The organism is Levilactobacillus yonginensis, from assembly GCF_003946265.1.
Taxonomy (GTDB): domain Bacteria; phylum Bacillota; class Bacilli; order Lactobacillales; family Lactobacillaceae; genus Levilactobacillus; species Levilactobacillus yonginensis.
Genome location: NZ_RHNO01000004.1, coordinates 62,949 through 80,830, shown reverse-complemented (window position 1 = coordinate 80,830; position 17,882 = coordinate 62,949). Strand labels below are relative to the sequence as shown.

The 17,882-nt window shown below is 48.4% G+C and carries 17 protein-coding genes and 1 other annotated feature; all 17 genes read left to right on the top strand.

What is annotated here, in order from left to right; all coding sequences use genetic code 11:
- Positions 1 to 203: 203 nt before the first annotated feature.
- The 17 genes from EKM87_RS03365 to rny all read left to right on the top strand — a co-directional run bounded on the left by EKM87_RS03365 (position 204) and on the right by rny (position 17,773).
- On the top strand, positions 204 to 1,523 hold the full coding sequence (locus EKM87_RS03365) for a bifunctional folylpolyglutamate synthase/dihydrofolate synthase (RefSeq protein ID WP_125681848.1): 1,320 nt from the start codon (positions 204 to 206) through the stop codon (positions 1,521 to 1,523).
- Between the two features lie 42 nt (positions 1,524 to 1,565).
- Positions 1,566 to 2,231 (top strand): RadC family protein, encoded by a 666-nt coding sequence (gene radC, locus EKM87_RS03360; RefSeq protein ID WP_125681846.1) that lies wholly within the window; start codon positions 1,566 to 1,568, stop codon positions 2,229 to 2,231.
- Between the two features lie 153 nt (positions 2,232 to 2,384).
- A complete protein-coding gene (locus EKM87_RS03355) occupies positions 2,385 to 3,389 on the top strand; it encodes a rod shape-determining protein (RefSeq protein WP_125681843.1) in 1,005 nt (334 codons plus the stop codon).
- 83 nt (positions 3,390 to 3,472) lie between these two features.
- Positions 3,473 to 4,324: a rod shape-determining protein MreC gene (mreC, locus tag EKM87_RS03350; protein WP_125681841.1), complete on the top strand. Its 852-nt coding sequence runs from the start codon at positions 3,473 to 3,475 to the stop codon at positions 4,322 to 4,324.
- A 13-nt stretch (positions 4,325 to 4,337) separates the two neighbouring features.
- On the top strand, positions 4,338 to 4,868 hold the full coding sequence (mreD, locus tag EKM87_RS03345; protein ID WP_125681840.1) for a rod shape-determining protein MreD: 531 nt from the start codon (positions 4,338 to 4,340) through the stop codon (positions 4,866 to 4,868).
- A 20-nt stretch (positions 4,869 to 4,888) separates the two neighbouring features.
- Positions 4,889 to 5,560, top strand: coding sequence for a septum site-determining protein MinC (locus tag EKM87_RS03340; RefSeq protein WP_125681838.1), 672 nt, complete (start codon positions 4,889 to 4,891; stop codon positions 5,558 to 5,560).
- Between the two features lie 2 nt (positions 5,561 to 5,562).
- Positions 5,563 to 6,369 carry a septum site-determining protein MinD gene (gene minD / locus EKM87_RS03335; RefSeq protein WP_125681836.1) on the top strand — a complete coding sequence of 269 codons (807 nt, stop codon included), beginning with the start codon at positions 5,563 to 5,565 and terminating at the stop codon, positions 6,367 to 6,369.
- Between the two features lie 52 nt (positions 6,370 to 6,421).
- Positions 6,422 to 6,648 (top strand) — a binding site (T-box leader).
- A gap of 175 nt (positions 6,649 to 6,823) precedes the next feature.
- Entirely contained in the window at positions 6,824 to 7,465 is a 642-nt protein-coding gene (locus EKM87_RS03330) for an amino acid ABC transporter permease (RefSeq protein ID WP_125681834.1), read from the top strand.
- A gap of 18 nt (positions 7,466 to 7,483) precedes the next feature.
- Positions 7,484 to 8,119: an amino acid ABC transporter ATP-binding protein gene (locus tag EKM87_RS03325; protein ID WP_125681833.1), complete on the top strand. Its 636-nt coding sequence runs from the start codon at positions 7,484 to 7,486 to the stop codon at positions 8,117 to 8,119.
- A 14-nt stretch (positions 8,120 to 8,133) separates the two neighbouring features.
- Positions 8,134 to 8,982, top strand: a complete 849-nt coding sequence (locus tag EKM87_RS03320; RefSeq protein WP_125681832.1) for an amino acid ABC transporter substrate-binding protein — start codon at positions 8,134 to 8,136, stop codon at positions 8,980 to 8,982.
- Between the two features lie 180 nt (positions 8,983 to 9,162).
- Positions 9,163 to 10,440: an EF-P 5-aminopentanol modification-associated protein YfmF gene (gene yfmF, locus EKM87_RS03315; RefSeq protein ID WP_125681831.1), complete on the top strand. Its 1,278-nt coding sequence runs from the start codon at positions 9,163 to 9,165 to the stop codon at positions 10,438 to 10,440.
- Complete coding sequence (gene yfmH, locus EKM87_RS03310; protein ID WP_404819655.1) at positions 10,433 to 11,719, top strand: EF-P 5-aminopentanol modification-associated protein YfmH; 1,287 nt, start codon at positions 10,433 to 10,435, stop codon at positions 11,717 to 11,719. Before yfmF ends, yfmH begins: the two co-directional genes overlap by 8 nt.
- Positions 11,720 to 11,834: 115 nt before the next feature.
- The gene (locus EKM87_RS03305) at positions 11,835 to 12,779 is read left to right on the top strand and encodes a helix-turn-helix domain-containing protein (RefSeq protein ID WP_125681827.1); all 945 of its coding nucleotides are present in this window, start codon (positions 11,835 to 11,837) and stop codon (positions 12,777 to 12,779) included.
- 72 nt (positions 12,780 to 12,851) lie between these two features.
- Positions 12,852 to 13,439, top strand: a complete 588-nt coding sequence (gene pgsA / locus EKM87_RS03300; protein WP_125681825.1) for a CDP-diacylglycerol--glycerol-3-phosphate 3-phosphatidyltransferase — start codon at positions 12,852 to 12,854, stop codon at positions 13,437 to 13,439.
- A 72-nt stretch (positions 13,440 to 13,511) separates the two neighbouring features.
- A complete protein-coding gene (locus EKM87_RS03295; RefSeq protein ID WP_125681823.1) occupies positions 13,512 to 14,762 on the top strand; it encodes a competence/damage-inducible protein A in 1,251 nt (416 codons plus the stop codon).
- Between the two features lie 90 nt (positions 14,763 to 14,852).
- Positions 14,853 to 15,974, top strand: coding sequence for a recombinase RecA (gene recA, locus EKM87_RS03290; protein ID WP_125681821.1), 1,122 nt, complete (start codon positions 14,853 to 14,855; stop codon positions 15,972 to 15,974).
- A 239-nt stretch (positions 15,975 to 16,213) separates the two neighbouring features.
- Positions 16,214 to 17,773: a ribonuclease Y gene (gene rny / locus EKM87_RS03285; protein ID WP_125681819.1), complete on the top strand. Its 1,560-nt coding sequence runs from the start codon at positions 16,214 to 16,216 to the stop codon at positions 17,771 to 17,773.
- Positions 17,774 to 17,882 lie beyond the last annotated feature (109 nt).

Genomic DNA, 17,882 nt, shown 5'->3' with positions numbered 1-17,882 from the left:
GTTCGACTAATTTTCGTGGATAGTCAACGATTAGTGAGGTGACTTAACTATCTGACAATCGTTAGGGCCAGGTTGGCAACTGAATCATTGGCAGAAAATACCGGACCGCCAAGTTTGACCATAAATTGACTGGTAAGCTGGCGTTCTTTTTCAAGGGAAATCTGCTAAACTGGAGGGCAGTGACAAATCGGGAGGTTTTAAATTTGGTGAAGACGTACGCCGAAGCTTTACAATTTATTCATGGTCGTGATCGGTTTAAAAAGAAGCCCACGTTGACACGGATGCGTGAGTTTATGCGGCTACTTGGTGATCCACAAGCTAAGTTAGAAATGATTCACGTCGCTGGGACAAACGGGAAGGGGTCCACGGTGGCCTTTTTACGAGATTTGTTCATGGCGGACGGGCAAACGGTGGGCACGTTTACGTCGCCATTCATTACCCGGTTCAATGAACGAATCAGTACGAACGGCGTCCCTATCAGTGATTCAGCGCTATTAGCTACGGTCAATCAGATTGAACCAGTGGTCGCTAAGCTGGATGCTGAATTGGGTGATCAGGGGCCTACGGAATTCGAGATTGATACGGCACTGATGTTTTGCTATTTTGCGCAGCATCCGGTGGATTTAGTTGTGGTTGAAGTTGGATTAGGTGGCCTCTATGACTCCACGAACATCATTACGCCAGCCGTGTCGGTCATCACTACGATTGGGTTAGATCATATGAAAATATTAGGGGACACCATCCCCAAGATTGCGACGCAAAAGGCGGGAATCATCAAGGAAAACGTCCCCGTGATTTGTGGCCGCTTAACGCCTGATGCTCTGGCGGTGATGGATGAGACGGCGCAACGTCAGGAAACGCAGGTGACGGCTTTGGGTCGGGACTTTACGGTCCAGAACCAACCAGAGTCGGCGTGGGGCGAGCGGTTTGCCTATGAATTTGGCACGACCCGCTGGCAACATTTGCAAGTCGACCTGCTAGGCCAGTACCAAATCGATAATGCAGCCACGGCGCTAACCGCTTACCTGACCTACCATGCGTTACGGCAGTTGCCAGTGACTGCTGCCACGGTGCGACAGGGACTGCAACATACGTCTTGGCCGGGCCGGTTTGAACGGCTGAACGAACAACCCTTGATTGCCATCGATGGGGCGCACAATGAACCAGCAATGGTCGAAATGGCCCGGCTGTTGCGCCAACATTTTGCGACCAATGACGTGTATATTGTATTGGCCGTATTAGCTGACAAACAGTATCAGCAAATGGTGCAAACGCTACTAGCTGTGCCCAACGTGCACTTGATTTTGACGCAGTTCCAAGGCCCCGGTAAACGGCAGGCCGCCACACCGCTTGAATTGGAGGAAGCAGTTGCCAACCACGACCGGATAACGGTCGCGTCAGACTGGGCAGCGGGGCTGAAGTTGGCTCTGAATACAATGTCGGCGGAAGATTTACTCTTGTTGACGGGATCGCTCTACTTTATTTCAGAAGTGCGGCAATACTTTAAAGGGACCGACGTGTAAATCAGGTTTTCTTACGGAGCTAATCTGTAAGGGGATGAGAGAATGCAACGGTGTCAGGTAACGGTTAAGAATGAACGGCAGATGGTCAGTCGCGTACTAGCCACTTTAGGTTTGGCCGATGTTCGGGAATGTGATCGCTTCTTCCGGTATTTCCAAACGGTCGCGCGCCTGCGTTATGCTAGCCAACGACAATGTCAGGCTTATGTAGGCGGACAGACTCAGCGGCAGGCCTTCTTGCAGGCGTTGGCCCTGGGCCGCTGGTCGCAGCGTGCCCCCCGTGAGATCTTGGGCGCAGTTCAGGCCAGTAGTCAGATTGGTCAGGCCTTGATGGATGACCTGCGGTTCTTACCACAGGAACAACTGGAGGTTTTAGCGTTAGATGCCAAACACCAGATTATTGATCGGCAAACGGTGTTTCGGGGCACGCTGGACAGCTGTCCCGTGCATCCCCGTGAAATCTTTCGGGTCGCACTAGTGACTGGTGCGGCTGCCTTGGTAGTCGCCCATAATCATCCTAGCGGAAACGCGACGCCATCGGAGAATGACTTGGCATTTATGAACCGTTTGGCTAAGTGCGGCCAATTGATGGGTGTACCACTACTGGATGGCTTCGTGGTGGGCCTGAGTAGCTATTTTAGCCTCCGCGAAAACGGCCAGTTACCGGTTGAAATGGACCAAAGTATCTCAGAACCTTTAAAAACTGATTAAAATCACTTTTAAGTATTTCTTTCTCGTTAAAAGTTCGGTATTCTTAATCTTGACGACGTGTTCTCACGTAGATAGGTATGTTATAATACGTCTATCAATGAATAAGACAAAAATCCATTAATAATTTTGTTGACAATGAAGGGATGAAACACAGTGTTCGGATTAGGAACGAAAAATATTGGGATCGATCTTGGTACCGCCAATACAATTGTATACGTTGACGGTAAAGGAATCGTTCTTCGCGAACCTTCTGTTGTCGCCAAGAACACAAAGTCTGGGGAAATTGTGTCCGTTGGTGAAGACGCTCGCGCAATGATCGGCCGTACGCCGGCTAGTATTGTTGCCATTCGGCCCATGAAAGATGGGGTTATTGCTGATTATGATACGACCGTTGCCATGATGAAGTACTTCATCGAAAAAACGGTTGGTAAATCTAGTGGTAAGCCTTACGTCATGGTCTGTGTACCGAGTGGTGTAACGGAAGTAGAAAAGCGGGCCGTCATTGACGCAACCCGTGTTGCTGGTGCTCGTGACGCTTACGTCATCGAAGAACCATTTGCTGCAGCTATTGGTGCCGGCTTGCCCGTCATGGACCCAACCGGGAGCATGGTTGTTGACATGGGTGGTGGAACGACCGACGTGGCAACGATTTCCCTAGGCGGAATTGTTTCCAGTCGTTCAATCCGAGTTGCCGGTGATAAGCTGGACGACGCCATTGCGACGTACGTTCGGGCCAACTTCAACCTGTTAATTGGTGAACGGACTGCTGAAAAGCTGAAGATGGACATTGGTTCCGCTTCAGTTGAAGATGCTGAAAACATTGAAGGAACGACGATTCGAGGTCGTGACCTGATTACCGGTTTACCTAAGGGTGTTGAAGTATCTGCCGTTGATGTGGCTAAGGCCATCCAAGAACCCGTTCAGGATGTCATTACCGCTATCAAGGAAACCTTGGAAGAAACGTCGCCAGAAATTGCTGCTGACGTCATCGATCATGGAATCGTCTTAACTGGTGGGGGCGCTTTGCTGAAGAACTTATCTGAAGTAATCGCTGATGCCACGAAGGTTCCGGTATCCATTGCCACCGATCCATTGGATTGTGTTGCTGCTGGTACTGGTGAATCATTAAAGAGTATCGATGTCATGAAGAAAAAATAGGGACTAGCGGGAAGGCAGCTTCCCGCTTCTTTATTGTGACGGTATGCTAATTACCAACATACCGAATCAGATGGAGGTCAAACATGCAGAAATTTTCTTTCAATCGGCGACTGGTCATCATCATTGTCTGCGTGATTGTTAGCTTTGCCTTGATGACGGTATCCGTAACCATTCGGAATAAGAAGTCCACGCCACCATTGGTTCAACAATTCGGTAACGATATTGTTGGCTTTGTGGACCGCGTCGTCGCCATCCCAACTAACGGTCTCAGTGGTTCTGTCAGTTCACTGTCAGAGTTACTGAATACGTACCAAGAAAACCAGCAATTGAAGAAACAAGTCAGTGAGCTCGCCCAGACCAAGGTGCGTGATCAGACGTTAGCTAAAGAAAACAAACAACTCAAAAAAGAGATTTCATTGAATAGCTCATTGACGGACTATTCAGCCGTGACAGCGTCAGTAATCACGCGGACGCCATCTTCTTGGCAAAACCAAGTGGTGATCAACAAAGGCTCATCCGCAGGGATTGTGAAGAATATGCCAGTTATGTCTGGATCAGGACTGATTGGTCGAGTTGCTGAAGTTAACAAGACGAATTCTAAGGTCGAGTTGATTACGGATAATAACGATACGGCCAACCGATTTGCCGTTCAGATTACGACTAAGTCCGGTAGCACCGTTAACGGTGTCTTGAGTGGTTACAAGTCCACAACTGGTCAGATTACCATGAACAATATCACCACGAAAGCCAAAATTAACAAGGGTGATAAGGTCGTTACCAGCGGCCTCGGCGGCGTCACGCCAAAGGGTTTGTATGTTGGTAAAGTGGCGAAGGCCAGTGGGGATGACTACGGTCTGTCTACTAAGCTGTACATCACACCCGCTACTGATCTGAGCGACCTGAACATTGTGACGGTTGCCGTCACGAAACAGTAGGGGGGAACCAATCGTGTATCGATTATCCAAGTTACGCTTTGGCTTTCCCGTAGGTTTATTCTTGATGCTGTTGATCGACGGGGCTATTAGTCAAGTGTTTAGTGTGCACATGTTTCGAGCACCAACGGCTATGGTTAGCCACTTAGTGGTTCTATGGCTAGTGTGTGGTGCTATTTTTGAGGCTGATTCATCTGCATTTGAGATGCCGCTGGCTCGGTGGGCGGCTGTTGCCGGGGCAATTTTTGACTTGTACTATACGGGAATCTTTGGGATTTATATCTTCATTTTCCCCGTAGTTATTTACCTGACCCGGTTAATGGTCGCCTACATTCGGCCTAACTTTTTAAGCGGTTTGTTGATCTACTTTATTGATATTACCGTTGTAGAAGCGCTAGGTTACGTGGCCAGTCGTGCCATTCATTTGAATGACATGGCGGGGAGCACCTTTTTGGTGAATACGTTAGGGCCAACGTTGGCCTTTAACTTAGCAATGTTTGTCCTTTTATATTTCCCGATTCGTTGGGTGTATAATTGGCTAAGATAGGTGTGGAGGGAACGAAAGCTATGCAAGCTGCCGTATTACGTGGAACACAAAACGGCTATGATTTGGTGCTCAAGCAATCAGCGAGTTTAGACCAAATCCTGGTTGACTTAAAAGCATTATTAGAAAATCTGAAGGTTGATCCGCAGGCGTTGGCATCGTCCAAGGTGTCTTTGGACGTGTTGACGGAAGATCGCATTCTGACTGCCGATGAACGAACCCGTATCGAGCAGCTCGTGGCCAACTATCCACGCTTCGAAATTCATAAGATTTCAGCGAACGTCATGACGATTGACGACGCGTTGCAATTGAAAGAACGGGACAATGTTCATTTGTTGAGTAAGATTATTCGTAATGGGCAAGAGGTCAACATGAAGGGGGACATCCTGTTCCTAGGAACCATTCATGAAGGCGGTAAGCTGGTTACAACGGGTAATATCTTTTCAATGGGGGACGTTATGGGTATTCTCCAAGCAGGGTACCCCGATGACGAATCCAAGCTGATTATGGGGAATCTTCAATCAGCCCAACAGGTTCGAATCGCAGAACAATTTGATATTATTGAACCAGATCAGTTGACTGATTCTGGTCAGACTATTGCGTACGTCAACGACTTACACGTCTTGTCGTATGGCAAGTTGGGCCAACTTAAGAAGATTAATCCAAAGTTGTATAACCAGATTGGAGGAATTTAGATATGGGAAAAGCAATTGTTATCACCTCCGGTAAGGGTGGTGTTGGGAAAACAACCACGAGTGCCAACATCGGAACGGCCTTAGCCTTAATGGGCAAACGGGTCTGCCTGATGGATTTGGATATTGGTCTCCGGAACCTGGACGTGGTCTTAGGCCTCGATAACCGCATTATTTATGATATTGTGGACGTTGCTGAGGGCCGCGCTAAGTTGCCGCAAGCGCTGGTCAAGGACAAGCGCTTCGATGACAAGCTGTACTTGTTGCCAGCTGCTCAGAACACGGACAAGACGGCCTTAGATCCCGAACAAGTCAAAGAAATTGTTGATGAATTAAAACCTGAATACGATTACGTTTTAATTGACTGTCCAGCCGGAATCGAGCAAGGGTTCATGAATGCCGTTGCGGGTGCTGACGCTGCCATTGTTGTGACGACGCCAGAAATTTCCGCCGTACGGGATGCCGACCGGGTCGTGGGTCTGTTAGAACAACATCCATTGACTGAAGCACCACGTTTATTGATCAACCGGATTCGCCGGAATATGATGCAGGACGGGTCGATGATGGATATTGATGAAATTACCCATCACCTTGGTATCGAGTTATTGGGGATCATCTTTGATGATGATGCGGTGATCACCACGTCTAACAAGGGTGAACCAATCGTGATGCAGACTGACAATCCAGCTTCTCAGGGTTATCGTAACGTGGCCCGTCGGTTGGAAGGTCAAACCGTGCCACTGATGAAGATCGAGGATCAGGAATCTACTGGTTTTTGGCACCGAGTCAGCAGTTGGTTTCACCGCGGCTAGAAATTAGGGGTTGACGGTGAGTCAAAAAACTCGTACTATATTGGCAATGAAATAAAAAACTTTGAACGGAAGAGTAGACTGACTAAGAGACGACAGAAAGCCCGGTAGATGGAAACGGGTGGTCTTAGTTGGTCGAACCACATCTGTGAGTTGACCGTCTGAAACAAGTAGGATGGTTCGGGGTAGCCCGTTATCGCTGGAGTTGCTTGCAACTCGCTGAGGTCGTTTTAGTGATAGAACGACAAACAGAGGTGGAACCACGATGTTATCGTCCTCTTAGGTCTTCGGACCTAAGGGGACTTTTTTAATCCCACTCTTCTTCAGCAGTGCTGGCAACTCGTTGAGTCGGCGTGGCGTGAGCTTCGTCGAGAACATGAGGTGGCACAGCGTACAAACGCCCTCTTGAGAAATTTTCTCAAGGGGCTTTTTTTGTGGCAAAAGGAGGAGAATTGTTATGCACTATGTTGAACAGATTTTACCATCACTGATTTCCGGGACCGGAATGACGTTGTCGATCTTCTTCTGGACGATTATTATCTCAATTCCGTTGGGAATTCTGGTAGGTCTAGGAATGACGACCAATTTTAAACCCCTAACTTGGTTGATCAACGTTTACGTTTGGTTAATGCGGGGAACGCCATTGTTACTGCAATTAATTTTTGTCTTTTACGGTCTTCCCATCGTTGGCATCGTCTTTCAGCGTTACGATGCAGCACTCTTCGCCTTCATCTTGAACTACACGGCGTACTTCGCTGAAATCTTTCGGGGTGGGTTACAAGCCATTCCGGTTGGTCAGTACGAAAGTGCCCGGGTTCTGCGATTAACGAACTGGCAAACGTTACGACGAATCGTTATTCCGCAAGTGGTTAAAATTGTGTTACCATCCATTGGGAATGAAGTTATCAACTTGGTTAAGGATTCATCTTTGGTTTACGTTATCGGGTTAGGTGATTTATTACGAGCCGGAAATGTAGCCATGGCGCGCGACGTAACGTTGCTGCCAATGCTGTTGGTTGGGGTCATCTACTTACTCCTGACGGCGGTTTGCACGTTGGTCCTGAAACGGTTAGAAAAGCACTATAGTTATTGGCGTTAAAGAAAGGATGGGTCAAACATGTTAGAACTTAAAGGAATTACGAAAAAATTCGGTGGTAAGACTATCCTTGATGACGTGAACTTAACTGTTGCAGATGGTCAGATTTTGACGATTGTTGGACCTTCTGGAGCCGGTAAGACGACCTTACTCCGGTGCATCAGTGGATTAGCCACGGTGGATGCCGGGACGTTTCTACTGGATGGCGAAGCCTTTGATCCAGCCACGAACCGGAACAACGACGCCGTCATTGGGGTTGTGTTCCAAGACTTCCAGTTATTTCCCAATTTAACGGTTTTACAGAACGTTACATTAGCGCCAACCATGGTCTTGAAAAAGTCTGCTGCTGAGGCAGAAAAAGAAGCCCGGCAGTTGCTTAAACAATTGAATTTGGAAGGGAAAGCCGACTTATTCCCATACGAATTGTCTGGGGGACAAAAGCAACGGGTCGCCATTGTCCGGGCCCTGGCCATGCATCCTAAGTTGTTATGTTACGACGAACCAACTTCTGCGTTGGACCCCGATCTGCGGCGGGAAGTTGAACAAATTATTTTAGATCTAAAACAAGAAGGCATGACCCAAATCGTGGTCACCCATGATATGCCATTCGCTGAATCAATTGCTGATCAGATGTTGCGGGTCGAACCCAAGAGCTAGGAGGGACCAATTGAATGAAATTTAAAGCAATTCGAATTTGGGCCCTGTTAGGACTCGTGGTTGGATTGGCTGGCGTCTTAGCTGGTTGTGCAACGGTTACGCAGCGGGCAGATACGGCGGACACCTGGTCGACCATCAAGAAGAATAAAAAAGTGGTAATTGGGTTGGACGATAGTTTTGTTCCCATGGGTTTCCGACAGAAGAGTGGGAAGCTGGTTGGATACGATATCGACTTAGCTCGCGCTGTTTTTAAGCTTTACGGGGTGAAAGCTGACTTTCAAAGTATCGACTGGAACATGAACGTCACTGAATTACACAACGGCACGATTGACTTGATTTGGAATGGGTTTTCCATTACCCCCCAACGGGAAAAACAAGTCGCCTTCTCAGACACCTATCTGAACAATGATCAGGTGTTGGTTACGCTGAAAAAGGATAACATTACGTCCTATGCCGGCATGCAGGGTAAGGTGTTGGGAGCGCAAACCGGTTCATCAGGAGCAAACGACATTGATACCTATCCAAAACTGTTGAAAGATCGCATCAAGAATCATGAGGCAGTGACTTACGACTCATTTACCAACGCGTTTATTGACCTGAACGTTGGCCGCATTAAGGGCTTATTGATCGACAGTACCTACGCGAACTACTACATCAAACACCAGGCACATCCCGAGGATTATCGGGTGACTGTTGGGTCCTTCCCTAAGGAAAAATTTGCCGTGGGAACGCGGAAGGGCGACGTGACGATGCGTCGGAAGATTAACGCTGGTTTGAAGCAGTTAGCCGCTAACGGCCAATTGAAAAAAATTAATGAAAAGTGGTTCGGCAGCAATGTTGATACACCACTTCTGAAAAAATAACGCACGGTGTCGTCTAGACACGTGACGTAATGAAGAGACCAGACGAAATATGTCGCGGTCTCTTTTTCTTGATAATGGAACGACCATTCTGGATGAATTTGGTCGGCTCGCTTGTATTTAGCTGGCAGTTCCCTTAGAATTGAACATCGATTAGTATTTTGTCAGAGGAGGCAATAACGCGTGCATTTTCGCATTCGAGATGGGGTAACCTTAGACATGTTACCCTCCAAACAATTTAAAACTATTGGGATTAAGGTGGACTTTGTTGCGCCCTTAAGTGTTGACGCCATCACGGCGCGGGCGTTACTAGCTCAGGTCTTAGAGACAAGTACGGCCGCTTACCCGACCCAAACCGCTTTAGCGCGGCAACTTTCCCGAATGTATGGTGCGGTCTTTGGGATTAGTGTCTTAAAGCTCGGGACCAAGCACGTGATTCGGTTGACCTGTTCAGTGGTTAACGAACAGTATCTCGATCAGTTTGCTGAAGAACAACCCTTATTTGAGCAAGCAATGGACCTGCTAAAGGCGGTTATCTTTGAGCCGCTCTTACCGGCTGGAAGTTTTGATGCACCAACTTTTACGCAACAACGGCAAAATCTGTTGGCAGCCATCAAGTCCTTGGATGATGATAAACAGTACTTGGCCAACCGCCGGGTACAAGAATTAGTCTTTACCGAGCCCGCCCAGGCCATGAGTGCTTTGGGGGATACTGAAAAATTAGGCCGGTTGACGGCGACTGATATTTTACAGACGTATCATGAAATGTTAGCCAATGATGCCGTTCACGTGGCAGTTGTAGGGGATGTGGATGCCGACCGCGTTCAGTCGTCCCTCGCTACTTGGCCACTGACGGATCGCACCGTGGTAGACGCTTCACCGTACTATCACTGGGATGCACGTCCGTCAGTGACGCAAGGGGATGACCAAGCAGACGTGGTTCAAGCCAAATTAAACTTGGCCTACCATCTTCCCATTTATCGTGATGATCCAGACTTCCTGGCTGCCGTTGTCTTTAACGCGGCCTTTGGGGGAACCCCCTTATCGTTGCTCTTTACTAACGTGAGAGAGAAGGCTAGTCTGGCCTACTACGCTAGCAGCAGTTACAACCCGTTCACGGGAATTATGGGTGTGCAATCAGGCATTCAGGCACAGAATCAGGAGCGGGTCGTCGCCATCATTGGTGAACAACTCGCCGATTTGCAGGCTGGAAAGCTCTCTGCTGAACTCTTGCATGAGGTTAAGGCCAGTTTGCTCAATGCCCGTTTAGCGGGATTGGATAGCCCACAACGACGATTGACCGGGCTGTTAAACACGCAGCTGACACATATGACGGAGCCACTTAAGAGTTGGCAAGCAAAGTTAGACGCAATTACGGTGGCGGACGTTCAGCGGGTCGCTCAAAAGGTCACGCTTCAAGCCACGTATTGTTTACACGGAGGTGACCAAGATGCTGAATAAACAAGCGTATACCCGTCTGGGGGAAGCCGTTTACCAGACGACATTAGCAAATGGGTTAAAAGTTATTTTGGTTCCTAAGCCAGACTTTCATAAGACGTTTGCGGTCATGACTACTGATTATGGGTCCATGGATAATGAGTTCGTACCCCGGGGCAGCACCCAATCGGTCCGATTCCCAGATGGAATTGCCCATTTTTTGGAACATAAATTATTCGAGAAAAAAGACCATGATGCGTTTGATTTGTTTGGTCAGTATGGGGCTAGTGCCAATGCCTTTACGAGTTTTACCCAGACAAGTTACTTGTTTGCGACAACCAGCAAGCTTCGTGAAAACCTGGATATTCTGCTCGACTTTGTGCAGGACCCATACTTTACGCCGGCAACGGTGAATAAAGAAAAGGGCATCATCGGTCAGGAAATTCAGATGTACGATGATGACCCAGGATGGCAGAGTTACTTTGGCATGATTGGACGGTTATATCCAAAGGAACCGCTGCACATTGACATTGCTGGCACGGTTGACTCAATTGATAAAATTACAGCTGATGATTTGTATGCCGCCTACAAGACGTTCTACCATCCTGGCAATATGAGTTTGGTCGTCGTGGGGCAGCTGGATCCCGAAGAAACGTTGTCGTGGATTACGGCTAATCAGGAGCAAAAGACGTTTGCACCGAATGAACCGATTCAACGGGTACCTTCACCACAGGCTGAACCGGCTGAAATTATTCCGACTACGACACGGCACCTGACCGTTACACGGCCTAAAATCAGCATCGGGATCCGTGGATTTGATCAGGTCCCAACTGGTCGGACGGGGTTAAAATACAGTGTTGCCGTGTCGTTAGCGATGGACCTGCTGTTTAACGATACCAGTGACCACTACTTGCGTCTGTATGATGCAAACGTCATTGATGATAGTTTCGGTTATGATTTCCAGGTTCAACGGGGGGCTCACTTTGCCCAACTTGCGGGCGATACGGACCAGCCAGAACAGTTTGTTAAGGAATTGACGGCGATTCTGAATGATGCGCCGGCACAGTTACAGGCTGCGCAGGACCAATTTGAACTCGTGAAGCGCGAAGCCATTGGTCGCATTGTTGGTGCCATTAACTCCGTCGAAGCCATTGCTAACCAGTATGACGGGCCGTTATTTGACGGGGCCACGATTTTTGACGAGCTGACCACGCTCGAAGGTCTGACGTTCACTGATATTTTACCAGCGGCTGAGGCATTCTTGGGACAGGGTCGCCAAACGGTTTATACGATTCTGCCCTAAATGGGGAAGTTAAGAAACCGTTAAATCCCGAAAACTGGGTGCTGTCGCTAAAAATGTGACGGTGCCTATGCTATACTGCATTGTAGAGAAATTTTGAACAGGTGGAGAATTTAAAATGAGTGATAACAGCAAAATAACATTGGGAAAAACGCTACGCGATGCACGAATCGCGAAGGGGTACACGCTGGATGATCTGCAACAGACGACGAAGATTCAAAAGCGTTATCTGATTGCCATCGAAGATCAAAACTTCGATGAATTACCTGGCGATTTTTACGTACGGGCATTTATCAAACAGTACGCCGACATGGTGGACTTGGATGGTGCCGAACTGTTGAAGCAATTTGACAGTACCCTGCCCAGCACCCAGACACAGGAGTACGTGGATAAGGTCAATGAGAACAACCCGGAGACCCGGTCACAACAACGTCAGGTCGATGAACGCTACGTTAAGCTACGCCGCACGGTTCCCATTGTGGGAATTGTCATCGTTGTCTTAGCAGTCTTGGTTGGTATCTGGATTGCCGCTTCTCGTAACAGCAGTTCTTCAACCAACAACAATGTTGATAGCAGTTCGGTCAGTGTTTCTGGTAGCAGTTCGAGCGCTAAGAGCAGTTCTAAGAAGAGCTCATCTAAGAAGTCTTCATCCAAGAAGACTTCAACGGCCAGTTTCAAGAAAATCAGTTCCACGACGTCTGGCTCAACTTGGGAAATGAAGAACGCTTCGTCGAAGCCTAAGCTTAGCTTGTCTGCCACTGGTAGTGCTTGGATGGCTGTTAAGGTTGGGGGGACAACTACTTGGCAAGGAACCTTGTCTAGTGCGACAACCCATTCCTTGACGCTACCAAGTGGGACTACCAGCGTGACGTTTAACTTCGGTAACGCACCGGCTACTTCTGTAAAAGTGGACGGCAAGAAGTTTGACTTCACGACGGCTACTAGCACCAGTGCCGCTTCTAGCTCAAGTACAACGACCACGTCTGATTCAACGACTGGGACGACTACAACTAGTAGCAGTACGACTTCTCAGGTACAAACCGTAACTTTAGAGTTCAAGTAGACTCAAGGCGGGTCGGTCCGTTGCGGCCGGCACGCCTTTTTACGTTGAGATATGTTTAAGGAGGAAAATTTCGTGAATCTACCAAATCGCTTAACCATTGTTCGTATCATCTTGATTCCAGTCTTTCTGTTGCTGCTGGTGTTGCCCTTAAATTGGGGGGAGGTCACCTGGTTAGGAACGGCTATTCCGGTTACCCAAGTTTTGGGGGCAATTGTCTTTGCCGTTGCGTCAATCACTGACTTTCTGGACGGGCAAATTGCCCGACGTCAACACTTGGTCACGAACTTTGGTAAGTTTGCGGACCCGTTAGCGGATAAAATGATCGTCATGACGGCATTCATTTTGCTAGTTGCCATGAAAGCTGTCCCAGCCTGGGGCGTAGCCATCATTGTTTGTCGGGAACTGGCTGTGACTGGACTACGGTTGATTGTGGTTGAAACGGGTGGCCAAGTTTTGGCTGCCGCTTGGCCAGGTAAAATCAAGACGACCACGCAAATGGTTGGCATCATTTTACTGCTGCTGAATAACATTGGTTTTGGTGCAATCAACGTTCCAATGGCGCTGATTTTCTTCTACATCTGCCTGTTCTTCACGATTTATTCCGGTATTGATTACTTTGTTCAAAACCGACAAGTATTTGCGGAATCTTCAGCTGAATAAAAAAATTTAAAAAAGTAAAAAAATAACGCCGATATTTACGGAGTTAATCTATGACATCTCAGGAGGGGTAGCATGCAAGCAGAAGTTATTGCGGTCGGAACGGAAATCTTGCTTGGACAAATCGTGGATACGAACTCAGCATTCATTGCCCGAGGATTAGCAGATGCTGGTATTGAGGTCTATTACCATTCTTTAGTGGGCGACAATGCAGACCGGCTGACGACAGTCGTCAACCAGGCCCGTTCCCGCAGTGATCTGGTCGTGATCAGTGGTGGTTTAGGACCAACCAAGGATGACCTGACGAAGCAAACGGTGGCTCATCTCTTGGGTGTGAAACTAATTGAAGACACTGCTGCGATGGAAAAAATCCAGCGACACTTCGAAATCACTGGGCGAGAAATGACACCTAATAACCGGCTACAGGCACTTTACCCAGCTGGGAGCCTACCACTCAAGAATGAGACGGGCATGGCTGTAGGGGCCTTCTATCGTGACCCAGACGCCGCTGATCTCATGTTGCTGCCAGGACCTCCGAGCGAAGCTGAACCGATGTTTGAACACCAAGCGTTACCACAGATTATTGCGGCTTATCATCGACATGAGTTTCTGGTGTCAAAGGTGCTTCGTTTCTTTGGCATTGGTGAAAGCAAATTGGTTACGGAGCTGAGTGATCTAATTGACCACCAAACGAATCCGACCATTGCGCCATATGCTAAGGTCAATGAAGTCACGCTACGCATCACTGCACGGGCAACGGAAAAAGCGGTGGGCGAACAACTCTTACGTGAGATGACGGCAACGATTATGGCGCGGGTCGGTGATTACTTCTACGGCTTTGGTGATGACAACAGTCTGGCACAAGTCGTGGTCAATGAACTGATTGACCGTAAACTGTCCATTACAGCGGCTGAGAGTCTCACTGCTGGTAAGTTCCAAAGTACGTTGGGGGATGTCCCTGGCGTTTCAGCCGTCTTTCCCGGTGGCTTTGTCACTTACGCCAATGATGCCAAGCGCGACCTGTTAGGGATTCCCCAAGCAGTGATTGACGCACAGGGTGTGGTTAGTGAAGCGACTGCTAAGGAAATGGCCGAACGTTCCCGAACAAAATTGGATACCGATTTTGCGCTCAGTTTTACTGGCGTTGCCGGCCCCGATTCGCTAGAGGATCAACCAGCGGGAACGGTTTGGCTGGGGTTAGCGCAACGAGGTAAGGCCCCCATGGCTAAGCTGGTCCATTTCACAGGGAACCGCGCTAAGATTCGGGACCGGTCTGTCTTGACTGGCCTCGATTGGGTACGTCGCGTTTTACGTGGCTCAAAATAAAGGGGAACTATTGTTCTATTTTTACTTGCATTTTGCGAACAAAACCCGTATAGTGATACTTGAATATTGATGCATTTGAGGAGGATTTGAATGGCTGACGAACGACAAGCAGCGCTGGATAAGGCGTTGAAGAAAATTGAAAAAGACTTTGGTAAGGGCTCCATCATGCGGCTAGGTGACAATGCGAACATGGAGGTTGAAACCGTGCCATCCGGCTCGTTAGCCCTTGATGTGGCTCTGGGTGTTGGGGGATACCCCCGCGGTCGAATCGTAGAAATCTACGGTCCAGAATCATCAGGTAAGACGACGGTTGCGCTTCACGCCGTTGCAGAAGTACAGAAGCAAGGTGGAACGGCAGCTTATATTGATGCCGAAAACGCTTTGGACCCTGCCTATGCAACTGCGTTAGGTGTTAATATCGATGATCTCTTGTTATCTCAACCAGATACTGGTGAACAAGGTCTGCAAATTGCAGATGCTTTGATTTCCAGTGGTGCGGTTGATATCTTGGTTGTCGATTCCGTTGCCGCTCTGGTTCCTCGAGCTGAAATTGAAGGCGAAATGGGTGACGCTCACGTTGGGCTACAAGCCCGCCTGATGTCACAAGCCTTGCGGAAATTGTCTGGGTCCATTAACAAGACGAAGACGATTGCTTTATTTATTAACCAAATTCGTGAAAAAGTTGGGGTTATGTTTGGTAACCCTGAAACGACCCCTGGTGGTCGGGCTTTGAAGTTCTACGCAACGGTTCGACTTGAAGTCCGTCGTGCAGAACAAATCAAGGACGGTACTGATGTTATTGGTAACCGGACGCGAATCAAAGTTGTTAAGAACAAGGTAGCTTCACCGTTCAAACGTGCCGAAGTAGATATTATGTATGGCCACGGGATTTCCCAAACTGGTGAATTGATCGATATGGCCGTCGAAAAGGATATCATCGACAAGAGTGGTTCTTGGTACTCTTATGGTGAAGACCGAATTGGTCAAGGCCGTGAAAATGCCAAGCAATACATGGCTGATCATCCGGACATGATGGCTGAAGTTAACAAGCGTGTGCGGGCTGCATATGGTGTTGGCGACACGGCTGATGATGCAAAGAACCCGGATAGCAAGGCTGCGACTGACGATAAGAGCAAAAACGCGAAGTCATCCAAGGATGGCAAGGGTAAACCTGAACAGATTGAGTTGACTCCAGGAAAGTCTGGTAAGTAACTCGTTAAAAGCCTTTCCATGCAGAGACGTGGGGAGACTTTTTTATTTGGTGAGAGAATTAGACGATGGCTTTTTGGACGGAATGGCGATGTCAGCAAACTTGGTGATGAGAATCGATGGAGTTTAGTTGACAGGGTTAGTGGCAACCATTAAAATTGAAGTTGCGTCAGTTATGAAATCAACATCTTGAAAAGTCTGATTTTTAAATTAGTCATTTTTGATGATGCGGAGGTGGAATCATGAGTGTTCCAAGCATAATCCTCGCAATCATCGCTATCGTTGTTGGTGTTGTGGCCGGGTATTATTTACGTAAATCCGTCCACGAACGGAAGTTAGATGCTGCTAAGTACACCGCAGAAGGTGTGTTAGTAGAAGCTAAGAAGCAAGCTGAGACTGCTACCAAAGAGGCCTTGTTAGAAGCCAAGGAGGACAGTCATAAGTACCGTGCAGAGGTCGAACAAGAGCTGAAAGAACGTCGTGCCGAAGTTCAGAAGCAAGAAGATCGCTTGATTCAACGGGAAGAAACGTTAGACCGGAAAGATAACTCTCTGGAAAAACGTGAAAACTCGTTAAATCGTCGGGACAAAAAGCTAAGTGCGGAAGAGCAAAATTTAGCGAAGAAACAGCAACAAGCAGACTCACTGATTGAGAAACGCCAAGCAGCGGTTGAAGAAGTCGCTGCGTTATCCCAGGACGATGCACGTGACCTGATTATTTCGGAGGCCAAGACGGCTCTGGCAGGGGAACGCGCAAAAATGATCAAGGAAAGTGAAGAAACAGCACGCAAGACGGCCCAGGCTAACGCCAAGGACTTGATTGTGTCTGCCATTCAACGGAGTGCCGCTGACATGGTCACCGAGACGACGATTACCGTGGTCACGTTGCCAAATGACGACATGAAGGGCCGAATCATCGGTCGTGAAGGGCGGAATATTCGGACGTTAGAGACGCTGACCGGGATCGACCTGATCATCGACGATACGCCAGAAGCTGTTGTATTGAGTGGCTTTGACCCATTACGGCGAGAAGTTGCCAAGATTGCTTTAGAGAAGTTGATTCAAGACGGGCGGATTCATCCGGCTCGGATTGAAGAAATGGTTGCGAAGGCCAAAAAAGAACTGGACGAACATGTCCGGGAACTTGGCGAGCAAGCAACGTTTGACCTGGGGATTCATTCTATGCATCCCGAATTGGTCAAGCTGGTTGGTCGCTTGAACTTCCGCATTTCTCATGGGCAAAATGCCTTGGCTCACTCAATTGAAGTTGCCAAGATCACTGGGGTGCTGGCTGCTGAATTAGGTGAGGATGTTGCGTTAGCAAAACGTGCAGGATTACTACATGATATTGGCCGTGCTGCCGAGCACGAAGACGATAGTTCTTATATCACAACGGGAACGGAACTCGCCAAGAAGTACCGCGAGAGTTCCGTTGTGGTCAACGCTATCGCTGCTCAGGCAGATCAAACGGCGCCGCAATCCGTGATTGCGGAACTGGTCGGGACCGCTGACATTATCTCAGCGACGCGGCCAGGCGCACGCTCAGATTCCTTGGAAAGTTACATTCATCGTTTGGACAAGTTGGAAACTGTTGCGAATGCCTTTGACGGTGTTGACCACAGCTTCGCCATCCAAGCGGGCCGAGAAGTTCGAGTGATTGTGCGGCCAGAAAAGATTTCCGATACGGATGCCGTTGTCTTGGCACGAGACATCAAGAAACAAATTGAGGGCGACTTGGATTATCCAGGTCACGTCAAGGTTTCCGTCATCCGGGAAGTCCGGTCAGTTGAATATGCGAAATAAGTCAGAGAAGCTAGGCCATTGTGGTCCTAGCTTTTTTACGTTGTTGACGCAGCTGAGCTGGCAAGTTGACAGTCATTGCTAACTAGGATGGCAATCGGGGCGTCAGTCG